12 protein-coding genes are annotated in these 14423 nt (G+C 68.3%); 10 read left to right on the top strand and 2 right to left on the bottom strand.

Annotated features, from left to right (window positions below; all coding sequences use genetic code 11):
- Nucleotides 1-70: 70 nt before the first annotated feature.
- A complete protein-coding gene (locus CEK29_RS11625; RefSeq protein WP_094858171.1) occupies nucleotides 71-1366 on the top strand; it encodes an SDR family oxidoreductase in 1296 nt (431 codons plus the stop codon).
- Entirely contained in the window at nucleotides 1366-1833 is a 468-nt protein-coding gene (locus tag CEK29_RS11630) for a DUF2269 family protein (RefSeq protein WP_094858172.1), read from the top strand. Before CEK29_RS11625 ends, CEK29_RS11630 begins: the two co-directional genes overlap by 1 nt.
- A gap of 41 nt (nucleotides 1834-1874) precedes the next feature.
- Here the strand turns inward: CEK29_RS11630 and CEK29_RS11635 are convergent, their stop codons facing one another.
- Nucleotides 1875-2300 carry a hypothetical protein gene (locus CEK29_RS11635; protein ID WP_094858173.1) on the bottom strand — a complete coding sequence of 142 codons (426 nt, stop codon included), beginning with the start codon at nucleotides 2298-2300 and terminating at the stop codon, nucleotides 1875-1877.
- A 106-nt stretch (nucleotides 2301-2406) separates the two neighbouring features.
- Here CEK29_RS11635 and CEK29_RS11640 point away from each other — a divergent pair, with 106 nt between their 5' ends.
- The 3 genes from CEK29_RS11640 to CEK29_RS11650 are packed head-to-tail and all read left to right on the top strand — an operon-like array spanning nucleotide 2407 to nucleotide 5944.
- On the top strand, nucleotides 2407-3252 hold the full coding sequence (locus tag CEK29_RS11640) for a gluconate 2-dehydrogenase subunit 3 family protein (RefSeq protein WP_094858174.1): 846 nt from the start codon (nucleotides 2407-2409) through the stop codon (nucleotides 3250-3252).
- Nucleotides 3245-5014, top strand: coding sequence for a GMC family oxidoreductase (locus CEK29_RS11645; RefSeq protein ID WP_094858175.1), 1770 nt, complete (start codon nucleotides 3245-3247; stop codon nucleotides 5012-5014). Before CEK29_RS11640 ends, CEK29_RS11645 begins: the two co-directional genes overlap by 8 nt.
- 24 nt (nucleotides 5015-5038) lie before the next feature.
- Nucleotides 5039-5944 (top strand): c-type cytochrome, encoded by a 906-nt coding sequence (locus CEK29_RS11650; protein ID WP_255176138.1) that lies wholly within the window; start codon nucleotides 5039-5041, stop codon nucleotides 5942-5944.
- Nucleotides 5945-6008: 64 nt separating this feature from the next.
- Here CEK29_RS11650 and CEK29_RS11655 read toward each other — a convergent pair whose 3' ends face one another.
- Nucleotides 6009-6323 (bottom strand): hypothetical protein, encoded by a 315-nt coding sequence (locus CEK29_RS11655; protein ID WP_094858177.1) that lies wholly within the window; start codon nucleotides 6321-6323, stop codon nucleotides 6009-6011.
- Between the two features lie 260 nt (nucleotides 6324-6583).
- On the opposite strand from CEK29_RS11655, the gene pgaA reads away from it, so the two are divergent.
- The 5 genes from pgaA to CEK29_RS11680 all read left to right on the top strand — a co-directional run bounded on the left by pgaA (nucleotide 6584) and on the right by CEK29_RS11680 (nucleotide 14283).
- Nucleotides 6584-9067, top strand: a complete 2484-nt coding sequence (gene pgaA, locus CEK29_RS11660) for a poly-beta-1,6 N-acetyl-D-glucosamine export porin PgaA (RefSeq protein ID WP_094858178.1) — start codon at nucleotides 6584-6586, stop codon at nucleotides 9065-9067.
- A 9-nt stretch (nucleotides 9068-9076) separates the two neighbouring features.
- Complete coding sequence (gene pgaB / locus CEK29_RS11665) at nucleotides 9077-11086, top strand: poly-beta-1,6-N-acetyl-D-glucosamine N-deacetylase PgaB (protein WP_094858179.1); 2010 nt, start codon at nucleotides 9077-9079, stop codon at nucleotides 11084-11086.
- On the top strand, nucleotides 11083-12417 hold the full coding sequence (gene pgaC, locus CEK29_RS11670; RefSeq protein WP_094858180.1) for a poly-beta-1,6-N-acetyl-D-glucosamine synthase: 1335 nt from the start codon (nucleotides 11083-11085) through the stop codon (nucleotides 12415-12417). The genes pgaB and pgaC overlap by 4 nt, the downstream gene beginning before the upstream one ends.
- A complete protein-coding gene (pgaD, locus tag CEK29_RS11675) occupies nucleotides 12414-12857 on the top strand; it encodes a poly-beta-1,6-N-acetyl-D-glucosamine biosynthesis protein PgaD (RefSeq protein WP_094799929.1) in 444 nt (147 codons plus the stop codon). Before pgaC ends, pgaD begins: the two co-directional genes overlap by 4 nt.
- 295 nt (nucleotides 12858-13152) lie before the next feature.
- The gene (locus tag CEK29_RS11680) at nucleotides 13153-14283 is read left to right on the top strand and encodes an IS481 family transposase (protein WP_094857226.1); all 1131 of its coding nucleotides are present in this window, start codon (nucleotides 13153-13155) and stop codon (nucleotides 14281-14283) included.
- Nucleotides 14284-14423: the final 140 nt, after the last annotated feature.

Below are 14423 nucleotides of genomic sequence, written 5' to 3' on the forward strand. Positions count from 1 at the left end.
GCCCGCTGTGCGGGTGACGGCGATTCGCATTCGGCCGTGTCGGCCGAAGAAAGCGCAAAGGAACTACGACATGAAAATTCTCGTGACGGGCGGGCAGGGCTTCATCGGCAGCCATCTCGTCGTGGCGCTGGCCGGGCAGGGGCACGAGCTGGTCTGTCCCGTGCGCCGGCCGCCGTCCGGCGCCATCGATACGCGAGCAAAGTTCGTTCCCGCGGAGGTTTCCCGCATGGTGTCCGCCGCTGACTGGGACGAGCTGCTCATCGGCGTGGACGCGGTGATCAACGCCGTCGGCATCTTCCGGGGCACGGCGCAGGACCACGAGACGCTGCATACCCGGGTGCCGCGCGCGCTGTTCGCCGCGGCGGCCCGGCGGGGCGCCCGGGTGATCCAGATATCGGCGCTGGGCGCCGACGCCCATGCGCGCACCGTGTTCCATCGCAGCAAGCGCGCCGCCGACGACGCGCTGCGCAACGCGGGCCGCCCCGCCTTCATCGTTCAGCCTTCGCTGGTGTACGGCCCAGGCGGGGCCAGCGCGGCCTGGTTCGAAAAGCTGGCCGTGCTGCCCGTGCTGGTGTTGCCCGACGGCGGCCGCCAGCGGATCCAGCCCGTCCACATCGACGACGTGGTCGACGGCGTGGTGGCGCTACTGCATGCGCCGTGCGAACGCGTCGCGACCCTGGCCTTCTGCGGACCCCGGCCACTCAGCCTGCGCGCCTATCTGCAGTCGTTGCGCGAGCAACTGGGCATGCAGGGCAGGGTGGTGGTCCTCCCGCTGGCGTCCGGGTTCGCCCGGGGCCTGGCGGGGATGGCGGCACCGCTGACCGGCGGCATGGTGAGCCGGGATGCCGTGGATATGCTTGCCCGTGGCAATACCGGCGACCCCCGCCCATTCGCGCGGCTGTTGGGTCGCGAACCCCGCGATCCGGCCGGATTCATCCCGCCCGCCACGCGCGATGCACGGCGGTCCCAGGCCGTGCTGGGACAGTTCATCCCGCTGCTCAAGCTCACCCTGGCCGCGGTCTGGATCTGGACGGCGGCGGTGTCCTTCGGCCTCTATCCGGTGGCGGACAGCCTCGCCATGCTGCAGCGCGTGGGGCTGCCGGCGTGGCTGGCGCCGCTGGCGCTTTATGGCGCCGCGCTGCTCGATCTGCTGTTCGGGGTGCTGACGCTCAGCTGGCGCGGTCTGCGCGCACGCTGGCTGTGGCTGGCACAGATGGCGCTGATCGGCGGCTACACGGTCATCATTACGTGGTCCCTGCCGGAGCAGTGGCTGCATCCGTTCGGTCCGATTTCCAAGAATCTGCCCATGCTTGCGGCCCTCTGGCTGCTCTATCTGCATGATGGCGGGAAACCCGCGAGGCGCTGATGGATTATTTCCTGTTCAAGCTGGTGCACATCCTGTCGTCGACCGTGCTGTTCGGTACGGGCGTGGGCTCCGCGTTCTACCTGTTGTGCGTGGTGCTCCAGGGCGATGTGCGCGTGGTCGCCAGCGTGGCACGCCACGTGGTGCGGGCCGACTGGATTTTCACGGCGACCACCGCGGTGCTGCAGCCGCTCACCGGCTGGTATCTGGTGCACCTGATGCAGTTGCCGTGGTCCACGCCCTGGCTGAAGTGGTCGGCGCTGCTTTACGTGCTGGCGATCGCGTGCTGGCTGCCTGTAGTGCGGCTGCAGATCCTGATGCGCGACGAGGCGGCCGCCAGCGCCGCGGCCGGCACCCCGCTCACGCCTGCCTTCCGCCGCCATTTCAAGGCCTGGTTCGTCCTGGGCTTTCCCGCGCTGGGCGCCTTCCTGGCCATCTTCGCGCTGATGGTGTTCAAGCCGACGAATTGAGGGGTGGCGGGCGCGGCCCGCGTCGACCTGCCTGCGAGACGTTAGCGCGGATCCGCCGTGCCCCCCGAGCCGGACGATGCGCCGGAGCCGGGCATGCCGCCGTGGCCCGTGGACCCGGTCGTGGCACCGCCGCCGCCCTGCGCGCCACGGGTGTCGCTGCCGCCCTGGTCGGCGCCGCGCTGCTCACCACGCTTGCCCGCGGGCCGCTGCGCGTGGTCGGCGCCGGCCGGACGCCGGGGCTGCGCGTCTTGTGCACGCGGCTGACGGGTGTCATTGGGCCGCGGGTTCTCTCGCACGGAGCCCGCGGCACCCGAATTGGGTAAGGATTGCGCGGGCGGGGCATTTTTACCGGTCTGGGTCTGCCCGGCCGGTGGGCTGGACGGTGAGGATTCAGCCGCCAGCGCTGCCGCGTTGCAGACGAGCAGCAGGAGGGCGAATACGCCCGTGTGCAGAAGAGGATGAGCCATGTCTGTCTCCTTGGGCCGTCCAGAATGGAGACCCCGCCGGAGCGGCTGCAAGCCGCATGCCGGGCAAGCAAATTGCTGACGAGCCCGCTTCTCCCGGGAGCCTGAGATGGATGCCAAGAAGACAGTCTGGTCCGCAACAGCCGGCGATGCGTCGGCGCAAGCCCCGGAGCAGCCGACCCGGCGGCATCTGCTCAAGGCGCTGACCGTCGGCGTGCCGGGCGCATTGGCGTTGCGCGCCGCGCAGGCGCAGCCTGCCGCCGTACCGGTCGCGCCACCGCTGTCCACCGCCAAAGCGGCCGAGGCTGCGCCGCTGCGCTTCTTCAACCCGCGCGAGGCCACGCTCATGGATGCGATCGCCGCGCGCCTGATCCCCGCGGACGACCTGGGCCCCGGCGCCAAGGAGGCGGGCGTGACACGTTTTCTGGACGGTCAACTGGCGGGCGCCTGGGGCGCGGGCGACCACCTGTACCGGCAGGGCCCGTTCGAAACCGGCACACCGGAGCAGGGGTATCAGCTGTCGTTCACGCCGGCGGACATGTACCGCCGCGGCCTGGCCGCGTTCGATGAGGTCGTGCGCAAAAAGGACGGCAAGGCGTTCGCCGAGCTGCCGGCCGAAGCGCAGGACGCCTGGTTGACCGCGTTGCAGGAGGGCAAGCCGGACCTTGGACCGCTGCCCGCAGCCTTGTTCTTTCAAGCGCTGCTCGAGGGCACGATCGAGGGCTTTTTCAGCGATCCCCTGTATGGCGGGAACGTCGACATGGCGGGCTGGAAGCTGGTCGGCTTTCCCGGCGCCTATGCCAGCTTTTCCAATGACATCGAGCGCCACGGCGTGCCCTGGCAGGGTGAACCCGTGTCGATCGCGCAGAGCCGTCCGCATCATGAGATGCATCGCGAGCACGGTGGCGATGCCCATGACGTGCCGGCACCCGCAACAGGAGGCACGCATGGCTAAAACACTGCCCGCCGTCGACGTGGCCATCGTGGGCGGTGGCTGGACCGGCTCGATCATCGGCAAGGAACTGGCCGCCAATGGTCAGCGCGTCGTGGTGCTGGAGCGTGGCGAATCGCGCTGGCCGGCCGAGGACTTCCAGGGCCCGACCGTGCACGACGAACTGAAGTACACGCGCCGCCACGCCTTGCACCAGAACACGGCGACCGAAACGTACACCTTCCGCAATCATGTCGGGCAAAAGGCGTTGCCGATGCGGCGCTGGCAGTTTGCCTATCCCGGCACCCACCTGGGCGGGGCAGGCAATCACTGGTCTGGCGCCTATTACCGCTTCGACCCGACCGATTTCCGCATCCGTTCGCATTACACCGAGCGCTACGGGGCGAAGATCTTCGATGACGATCTCACCTGTCAGGATTGGCCGGTCAGCTATGACGAGCTGGAGCCGTACTTCGACCGCTTCGATTATCTGATCGGCGCGTCGGGACAGGCCGGCAACCTGCGCGGCGAGAAGCAGGAAGGGGGCAACCCCTTCGAGCCCTGGCGCTCGCGGCCGTATCCCAACCCGCCCATGAAGGTGCCTTATGCACCTGCGCTGTTCGGCGAAGCGGCGCGCGGCCTTGGCTATCACCCCTATGTGCAGCCCTCGGCGCTCTGTACCCGGCCTTACGTGAACACGGAAGGCCTGCACATGAGCGCGTGTGTGTACTGCGGCTTTTGCTCGAACTTCGGCTGCGAACATTACGCCAAAGCCTCGCCGCAAGTCTGCGTGCTGCCCGTCGCACTGAAGCTGCGGAATTTCGAGTTGCGTACCGGCGCGCACGTGCTGCGGGTGGAGCTCGCCGAGGACCGCAAGCGGGCGCGCGGGGTCACGTACGTCGACGCGGCGGGCGAAGAAGTCTTCCAGCCGGCCGAGATCGTGGTGCTGTGCGCGTTCAGCATCAATAACGTGCGGCTGCTTTTGCTTTCCGGTATCGGCAAGCCCTACGACCCGGAGACCGACACGGGTGTCGTAGGCCGCAACTACACGCATCAGACCACATCCGGCGTGAATTTGTTTTTCGACGAATCGGTGCACATCAACCCGTTCATGGGCGCTGGCGCGGTGGCCGTCACCATGGACGATTTCAGCGCCGACAACTTCGATCATGGCCCGCTGGGGTTCGTGGGCGGTGGGTATCTGCAGATACAGGTGGTGAGCGGCGCTCCAATCGGCTATCACCCGGTGCCCAAAGGCACGCCCGCGTGGGGGTCGGCGTGGAAAGAGGCCGTGAAGCGGCATTACAACCACTCGGCCTCGATCACGATCACCGGCTCGGCGCAGCCGACGCGCGGCGGGTATCTAAGCCTCGACCCGACCTACAAGGATGCCTGGGGCCAGCCGCTTCTGCGCATTACGTACGACCTGCCCGATAACGACATCCGCATGTCGGCGTTCCTGACGGCGCGCGGCGACGAGATCGGCAAAGCGATGCGGGGCGTGGTCGCCACCGAGCCGGGGCCGCGCAAGAAACCCTTCACGGCGGCCGCCTATCAGTCCACTCACCTGACCGGCGGCGCGGCCATGGGCGCGGATCCTGCCACCAGCGTGGTGAATCGCTACGGTCAGGTGTGGGACGTGCCCAATGTATTCGTCACGGGTGCGTCGCTGTTCCCGCAGAACTCGGGCTACAACCCCACTGGCACCGTGGGCGCCACGGCCTATTGGATCGTCGACAAGATCAAGGCCGACTACCTCAGGTCGCCCGGCCCGTTGGTCACCTGAGGGCATGCCCCGGAGTCAACCATCATGACATCGCAACGCGGCTTCCATATCGTTCTGGCTCTGGTGATCGGCGCGCCGGTGCTCACCATGGTCGCGGCGCTCTACCGGATGTTGGGCACTGGCGGCGAGGGCCTGATTCTGCCGGCTCGCGTCGCGCAGCCCGCCGTCGAGCCCGCCCCCACGGCCACCGCAGCCGGAGCCGCGGCGCCGACCAATGTCGCGGCCTTGCCTGCCATCGTGGCACCGGCGGCCAATGCGCCCGCCACGCCGGGGCGCGGCGCGCGTGATTTCACGACGCCCGCCGCCGCCTGGCAGGCCGGCCTGGCACGCTCCGATGCGGACGCGGGCAAGCAACTGGCGCAGGCGGGCAAGCCCGCGCAGGGCGTGCAGGCCTGTGTCACCTGCCACGGCGCCGCGGGCATCACGCCGCTGGGTGGCGCCTTTCCGAATCTGGCGGGGCTGTCCGCGGAATACCTGAGCAAGCAGCTCTGGGACTTTCGCGAAGAGACGCGGCCGCATCCGCTCATGAGCAAGATCGCGCAGGCACTTTCCGAACAGGAGATCGCCGACCTCTCACGCTACTACGGCGGTCTGCCACACGCCGCGCCACGTCCGTCGGGCGCCGCGAGCACATTCGCCGACGCGGCCCGCCTCGACATCAAGGGCGATGGACCGCGCGCCTTGCCCGCCTGCGCCAACTGTCACGGACTGCAGGGCAGGGGAGAAGGGGTGTTGCTACCCCGGCTCGCCGGTCAGCCCGCCGTGTATTTCATCGACCAGATGAACGGCTTTCGCGGCGCTACCCGGCAGAACGACGACGTCGGGGTCATGCGCGCCTTCGCGCAGCGCCTGACGCCGGAAGAGATCATCCAGCTCGCGCGCTATTACGAGAGCATGGGCACCGCGCTGCCCGACGCCGGCGCGAGGTAGCGGCCGCACTCACCCGGTGCGTCGGTGCCCGGGCGGCGGCACCCCGACGCGGCGCTACACCCCCTTATTCGCGCGGCCCGCGCTTGGTGGGCAACACCGAAGGCGTGTCGTCGGCCGGCTTGAACGTATCGGTGCGGGCGTCCGTGCTGCCCGTGCCGCCGTTCGGGCGCGTCGCGCGATTCTCGTCTTCGGTGCTCGTGGGGGCCGCGCGCTCGTTGGCGTCCGCCAGACCCTCCTGTACGTCGTTCGCCACGTCCACCTGGTCGCGTCGCGCGGGTTCCGGCGTCTGCGGCTGCGCCTTGCCCTGATCCAGCAGCTCGCGCCTGCGCTCCGGTGACACCTCGGTCGTCGGCGCATCGTTGCGTTGTCGATCATTCATCGTTGTTCTCCCATGTCATGCAGCCAGGCTGCTGCACGTGTCGGCCACGCAAGCGGCATGCCGTGCGCCATGCACCGCCACGGGGCAGGCAACGAGATTTCATTTTGCAGTGCAACCAGAGATCTCCCCTCCGGACCGCAGATTTTCCTGCCGCGCAATGCGTTTTGGCGGGCCGTAAAAGGTTATGGCGATCCGGCCTCCCCATACTTGCGCCACGTTCGACTCCTTCCCCCCTCCAACGCAGACGGCGCAGAAACGGTATGGCTCGACGATCGGCAGGTTTTCCCTTCTACGCAAGACGGCCGCTGGCGCTGACGCTGGCCATCGCGAGCGCGCTCGCGTGCGGCCCGGCGGCGGGGGCCAAGGTGGACGAAGAGTACGACGCGCTCATCATCGGTGCGCGCGAAGGCAGCTACGGGCCGGCGCTCGTGATGCTGCGTCAGCGTGTGAGCTTCGATCCGCACGACGAGCGCGCGATCATCGATCTGATCGTCATCGCGGGCCGTGCGGGCCGCAGCGCGGAAGTGATCGAAGTCTATGAGTCGCTGGCGGTCGCCATGCCGCTGCCGGCCGAAGCGCTCGCCGTGGTGGCCCGCGCCTATCGCGACGAAAAGCGCTGGAATCAGGCGCTGGGGGTCTATCGCAAGGGTGCCGTGCCGTTTCCGCAGGACGATACCTTCGTGCTCGGTGAAACCATGGTGCTGGCCGATGCGGGCCAGGTGGCCGACGCGATCAGCCTGGGTCAGCGGCTGGTGGCGGCGGCGCCGCGCAATCCGGATCGGCGCCTCGCGCTCAGCTATGCGTATGCGCGCGCCCAGCTGCCGTTCGCGGCGCTCGAAGAGGCGGATCGCGCCTACCAGCTCACGCCGGGGCGCAACGACGTCAAGCGCGCCTACGTCTTTGCGCTGCAGCGTGCAGGGCTGCCCGGCGCGGCGCTGCGCGTGGCACGCGCCGACCCCGGCCTGCTGACGGATGCCCAGTTGCGCCGCATCGAAGGCGACGAGGCGGCCGAGCTGGTACGCATGGCGGGCATGCCCGCGCGCAACGAGACGGAACGCCATATCGTGGCGGATCGCGCGATCGCGCGGCTCGACGCACAGATCGAGGCGTGGACGCCGCTGGGGCCCGAGGCCGCGGGCGATGTGCTGCGCGCGCGGATCGACCGGCTGCATGCGTTGTACGTGCGCGGCCACATGCGCGAGGTGGTCGGCGAGTATGAGGCCCTGCAGGCGCAGGGCGTCAATGTGCCGCGCTATGCCAACAACGACGTGGCCAACGCCTATCTCTACCTGCGCCAGCCCGACCGGGCGCAGTCCCTGTTCGAACTCACGGCCACGCATCCGACCGCGGCCGACGACGAGGCGACGGATCGCCTCGTCACGCACACCGGTCTGTTCTATGCCCTGTCGGAGAACGAACGCGCGACACAGGCCGTGGCGTCCATCGACGCCGTGCAGGACAACTTCAATCCCTGGCTCTACTACAAGGGCCAGGAAATGCGGATGCCGAACGATCTCCACCTGGAGGCGAGCCGTGCCGCCGCGCAGGCCCGATTGCTGGCGGGCGACACGAAAGCAGCGCAGGCGCGCTTCGACGATTTCGTGCGCGAGGCGCCCTACAACTCGGGCCTGCGCGCGGGGCGGGCCGATGTGCTGCTCGCCCTGGAACGGCCGCGCGAGGCCGAGCGCGAGCTCAAGATGGCCGAGACGCTGTCGCCGCGCAGCCTCGCCGTGGAGGTCGGACAAGGCTACACGGCGCTGTCGCTGCAGGAATGGCGCCAGGCCGACCTGCTCGCCGAGGATGTGATCACGCGTTACCCGGAAGACCTGTCGGCGCGGCAGCTTGCGCGCGCCGTGGCCCTGCACCACAAATCCGAGCTGCAGGTCACGGCGTCGCGCGGGCTGGCCAACGACAGCGCCGTGGCCGGCGATGGCGAGACCGCCGTCGAGACCGTGCTGTACTCGCCGCCGATCTCCGACGACTGGCGCGTCTTTGCCGGCCTGGGCTACGCGACGGGCAAGTTCGAAGAGGGCAAGGGGCGCTACCGCTGGGCCCGTACCGGACTGCAGTGGCGCGTGCGCGACGTGACGGTCGAGGGCGAGGTGTCGGCCAACAACTACGGCTTCGGCACCAAGCCGGGGCTGCGCCTGTCGGGCGCGCTCGATCTGGACGATTCGTGGCAGGTCGGCGCGAGCCTGGACTGGCGTTCGCGTGCGACGCCGCTGCGTGCGCTGACCAACGACGTCACGTCCAACAGTGCGGCCGCCTTCGTGCGCTGGCGCGCCGACGAGCGGCGCGAGTGGACATTCCTCGCCTCGCTGTCGCGCTTCAGCGATGGCAACAACCGCTACACGCTGGGCGTGCAGGGGCGCGAACGGCTGTATACGGCGCCCACGCTCACCGCCGATCTCAACCTCGACGTGTTCGCCTCGCGCAACACGCTGCGCGATACGCCGTACTTCAACCCGCGCGCCGACCTGACCGTGCTGCCCAGCGTGCAGCTGACGCACGTGCTGAGCCGCCGCTACGAGTCCGTCTGGACGCAGACGGCGGCGGTCGGTGCGGGCCTGTATTCGCAGCGCGACTACGGCTCGGGCGGGATCGTGACGCTGAGCTACGGCCAGCGCTGGCAGGCCAATGATGCCTTCGCCATCGGCGCGACCGCCACCGCCATCAGCCGTCCCTACGACGGCGACCGAGAACGCGAACTGCGGCTCGTCCTCGACATGACCTTCCGTTTCTAGAAGCCGACCATGCGCCTCTCCTTCCTGCGAGCATTGGCCCTGTTCTTCGCCGTCAGCGTGCTGAGCGCCTGCGCCAAGGATGTACCGGTCTTCGTGCCGCCCGCCGAACGGCAGCGCGGTCACGCGGACGAGCCCTGGCCGAAGAATCAGTTCGTGGTGCTGGGGTATCACGATGTCGAGGACGACGATCCCGACCAGCGCTTTCTGAGCGTGCGCACCGACCGTCTCGTGCGCCAGTTCACCTGGCTGCGCGAGAACGGCTACCAGCCGGTGTCGATCGAGCAGATCATCGCGGCCAACCAGGGCGGCCCGGCCTTGCCGCCTAAAGCGGTGCTGCTGACGTTCGACGACGGCTACCGCAGCACGCTCACGCGCGTGCTGCCCATTCTGCGCGCCTTCAACTGGCCCGCGGTGGTGGCGCCGGTGGGCAAGTGGATGGATACGCCCCGCGATCAGCCGGTCGACTTCGGCGGCGAGAAGGTCGAACGCGAGCGCTTCCTGAACTGGAGCGAGGTGGGGGAACTGTCGCGCTCGGGCCTGGTGGAGGTCGCGGCCCACACCGACAACCTGCATTACGGCATGCTCGCCAATCCGCAGGGCAACAGCCAGCCGGCCGCGGCCGTGCGGGCCTACGACCGCGCGAGCGGCACCTACGAGACGGAAGCGGCGCACCGGGCCCGCATGACGCGCGACATCGCGGCGATCTCGCACAAGATCGAACAGGCCACCGGCAAGCGCCCGCGGGCCTGGGTCTGGCCGTATGGCGCGGAGAGCGGCACGGCGCTCGGCATCGCCGGCCAGCATGGTTATGTGATGGGCATGACGCTCGAGGACGGCACGGCCAAGGTCGAGAGCCTGATGTCCACGCCGCGGCTGCTGATCTCGAGCGACCCGCCCACCAAGTCGTTCGCGAACTCGGTGGTAGGCACCGAGGCGCGGCCGCTCATGCGCGTGGCGCATGTCGACATCGACTACGTCTACGACCCGGATCCGGAGCAGACCGACCGCAATCTCGGGGCGCTGGTGCAGCGCATCGTCGACATGCAGATCAACACGGTGTTTCTGCAGGCCTTCGCCGACCCGCAGGCGGACGGGCTTGCCCGGGAGCTGTATTTCCCGAACCGCTGGCTGCCGGTGCGCGCCGACCTGTTCAGCCGCGTGGCCTGGCAACTGCGCAATCGCGCCAACGTGCAGATCTACGCCTGGCTGCCGGTGCTGTCGTTCGATCTGGACCCCGCCTTGCCGCGGGTGCAGCGCTGGGACCCCCAGACGGGCGAGGTGGCGGTGGACAGCGAGCAATACGTGCGGCTGTCGCCGTACGACGCCGAGTCGCGGCGGCGCATTACCGAGATCTACCAGGATCTGTCGCGCCAGGCGATCTTCGACGGCGTGCTGTTTCACGACGACGCGCTGCTGAGCGACTTCGAAGACGCCAGCGCGCCGGCGCTGGCGGCGTACGGCGCGGCGGGCCTGCCGGGCAGCATACGGGAGATCCGTGCCGATCCGGACGCGATGCAGCGCTGGACCCGCTACAAGAGCCGCACGCTGGTGGACTTCACGCTCGCGCTCGCGGCGGAGGTCAAGGCGATCCGCGGCCCGCGCATCAAGACGGCGCGCAACATCTACGCGCCGCCCGTGATGGCGCCGGAGAGCGAGGCCTGGTTCGCCCAGAATCTCGACGACTTCCTGGCCGCCTACGACTGGACCGCGCCGATGGCCATGCCCTACATGGAGAACGTGCCCGAAGGGCAGGAAAACGCCTGGCTCGACCGCATGGTGGATGTGGTGGCAAAGCGGCCGAACGGGCTGGATCGCACCGTATTCGAGTTGCAGACGCGCGATTGGCGCAGAGAGGGCGACGGCGAAATCTACGCGGCCATCATCGCGGGCTGGATGCAGCGCCTGCAACTGCGCGGCGCGCGCAACTTCGGTTACTACCCCGACGACTTTCTGCAGGACCACCCGGCGCTGGAAACGATCCGGCCGGCCATCTCCGACTCCTGGTATCCCGTGCGATGATCCAACGCCTGATTGCCTTCGCCACGCTGTGCCTCGTTACCGGCCTGCCGCTGGGGCTCATGCTGCTGCTCACCAGCGAGGTGCTGCTCGACTTCGTGTTCTTTTATCCGATGCTGATGTCGGTGATCTGGATGACGGGCGGCCTGTACTTCTGGTTTCAGTGGGAACGCCATTGGCGCATCGGGCCCGACACGCCGCCGCCGGTGCTGCCGGGCGAGCCGCTCGTGTCGATCCTGGTGCCGTGCTTCAACGAGTCGGACCACGCCCGCGACACGCTGCGGGCGGCGCTGGCGCAGCGATACCCGCATATCGAGGTCATCGCGATCAACGACGGCTCGAGCGATGACACCGGCGCGATTCTCGACGAGCTGGTGCTCGAGGACGATCGGCTGCGCGTGATTCATCTCGCCGCCAACCAGGGCAAGGCCATGGCCCTGCGCATCGGCGCGCTGGCCGCGCACAGCGAGTACCTGGTGTGCATCGATGGCGATGCCATCCTCGACCCCGATGCCGTGGTGCATCTGGTGCGGCCGCTGGTGCTGCACCCGCGCGTCGGCGCGGTCACGGGCAATCCGCGCGTGCGCACGCGCTCCACGCTGGTCGGGCGCATTCAGGTGGGTGAGTTCTCCTCCATCATCGGGCTGATCAAGCGCACCCAACGCGTCTATGGCCAGGTGTTCACGGTCTCGGGCGTCGTGGCCGCGTTTCGGCGCACCGCGCTGGACCGGGTGGGCTACTGGAGCCTGGACATGATCACCGAGGACATCGACATCAGCTGGAAGCTGCAGCGCGATCATTGGTCGGTGTTCTACGAACCGCGCGGCCTGTGCTGGATCCTGATGCCGGAGACGCTGCGCGGGCTCTGGAAACAAAGGCTGCGCTGGGCGCAGGGCGGGGCCGAGGTGTTTCTGAAGAACATGACCGGCATCTGGCGCTGGGAGTACCGCCGCATGTGGGTGATGATGGCCGAATTCTGCCTCTCCACGATCTGGGCGTTCGCCTTCGCCATCTTCACCGTATTGGGTCTGCTCGGCCTGATCATTCCGATGCCGCCGGCGCTGCACGTGGCGAATTTCGTTCCGCCGGCCTTCACCGGCATGGTGCTGGCCATCGTCTGCCTGATGCAGTTCGGCATCAGCGTGCTGGTGGACCGGCGCTACGAGCGAGGGCTCGGGCGCTCGCTCTTCTGGGTCATCTGGTATCCGTTCGCCTACTGGATGATCAGTCTCTTCACCACCCTGGTCAGTTTCCCCAAAGTCATGCTGATGGTCCGGCGGCGCCGTGCGCGCTGGGTGAGCCCGGACCGCGGCATCAAGGCGCCCACACCATGATTCTGCGTACTCGACGTACTCCGCTCGGCCAATCCATCGACGTCCTGCTCACGGCGCTCGCCTGGGCGGGCTTCTTCTACCTCATCGCCGCCGGCGTGCTGGCGGTGGTGCAGACCCGCTCGCTCGGGGTCTCCCCGCTGCTGCGGCTGCTGCCTTCGCTGGACACGCTGCTGGTCTACCTGGCCGTGTCGATGCTGATGGCCTCGATCCTGGTCTGCTGGGCGCGCTACAACCGCGCCCGCTACGGCGGCCTGGAGCGCCGCCGCCACCGCGGCGCGCAGAGCAACCTGCGCCACGTGCGCAGCTTCTGCGACGAGCCGACCCGCCTGGTGCGCCTGCAGGACGCACGCAGCGCCACCGTCCATTTCGACGGCCAGGGCCGCATCGTCGCGGTCGAACACCCCGTGCCGCGCCTGACCGTCGTGGCCGACGCCGCATGACCATCTCGGTGTAAGAGAGACGCCCCCTCCCGCCGTCGGGCCGTTCCCGAGGGCGGGCGACCGCGGCAAGCGCGCAACGCGCGCGCGGCGTGGGGCCCCGCCCGCCGCCGGGCCGCTCCCAAGGCGGGCGAGCCCCCTCGGGGGGCAGCAAGCGCGCAACGCGCGCGCGGCGTGGGGGCCCCGCCCGCCGCCGGGCCGCTCCCAAGGCGGGCGCGTGTATGGACCGGACAGATAGGTAACAGGTGTACGAGGACATGGGTGACACTTTTCCGGACTAGATGCCCGGGAGAGTTCCATGCCTTGGAGTGCTGTTACCGTGAGCGATCAGAAGACGGAGTTTGTGGCGTTAGCCACACAGCTCGGCGCCAACGTGAGCGAGTTATGCCGACGTTTCGGCATCAGTCTCAAGACCGGATATAAGTGGCTGGGCCGCTACGAAGAGCGGGGGTCAGCCGGACTGGAGCCCTTATCGAGGCGCCCTAGGCGTACGCCTGGGCGCACATCTGAGGCGCTTGAGGCGCTGGTGCTCGAGGTCCGGCAGCGTCATCCCGCCTGGGGCGGCCGCAAGATCGCTCACGTATTGCTGCGCGATCAAGGGGTGATGCTGGCACCCAGCACTGTCACGGAGGTACTTCGCCGTCATGGCCGCTTGGCAGATACGTCTTCTGGTGCAGGACGACCCTGGCAGCGGTTCGAGCATGAGGCGCCCAACGACCTATGGCAGATGGACTTCAAGGGTCACTTTGCCACTGATCGGCAGCGATGCCATCCGCTCACGGTCATCGACGATCACTCCCGCTACAACATCGTTTTGCAGGCCATGGCTGCCGAGCGCTTCGAGCCCGTTCAGGCTGCGCTGGTGCAAGCGTTCTCCCGCTACGGTCTGCCCAGGCGCATCAACACCGACAACGGCACGCCCTGGGCGGCCTCAGGCATGGACACGCTGACGCGGCTGGCCGTCTGGTTCATCAGGCTCGGCATTGATCTCTCACACAACAGACCGGCGCATCCGCAGAGCAATGGCAAGGACGAACGGTTCCATCGCACCTTCAAGGCGGAAGTGCTAGGCACCCGGCGCTTCCGTGACCTTGACGATGCCCAGCGTCAGTTCGATCCCTGGCGCTGGATCTACAACCACGAACGCCCGCACCAGGCACTGGATATGCAAACGCCTGCGCAACGATACCGACCCAGCCCGCGCACGATGCCGCGCGTTCTGCCGCCCGTCGTTTATGCCCCGGACACCCTGGTACGCAAGGTGCAATATGGTGGCTGGGTCGATCTGCAGGGCAGGCAGCTGCGCCTATCGGTCGGCCTGCGCGGCCAGTACGTCGCCTTCAGGCCAAGGGCGCAAGCAGACGGCACGTTCGATATCTTCTTCTGCCATCACTGCCTCGGGCAGATCGATTTAAGGACCGTAAAGTAACCTGGTCAACCTGTTACCCATGTCCCCGCACACCTGTCACCCATGTCCCCGGTCCATACAGCGCGCCCCCTCGGGGGGCAGCAAGCGCGCAACGCGCGCGCGGCGTGGGGGCCACCTTATTCAGGGGTCGACGACTGGGC

Origin of the sequence: Bordetella genomosp. 5, assembly GCF_002261475.1 — a bacterium.
Classification (GTDB): Bacteria; Pseudomonadota; Gammaproteobacteria; order Burkholderiales; family Burkholderiaceae_B; genus Bordetella.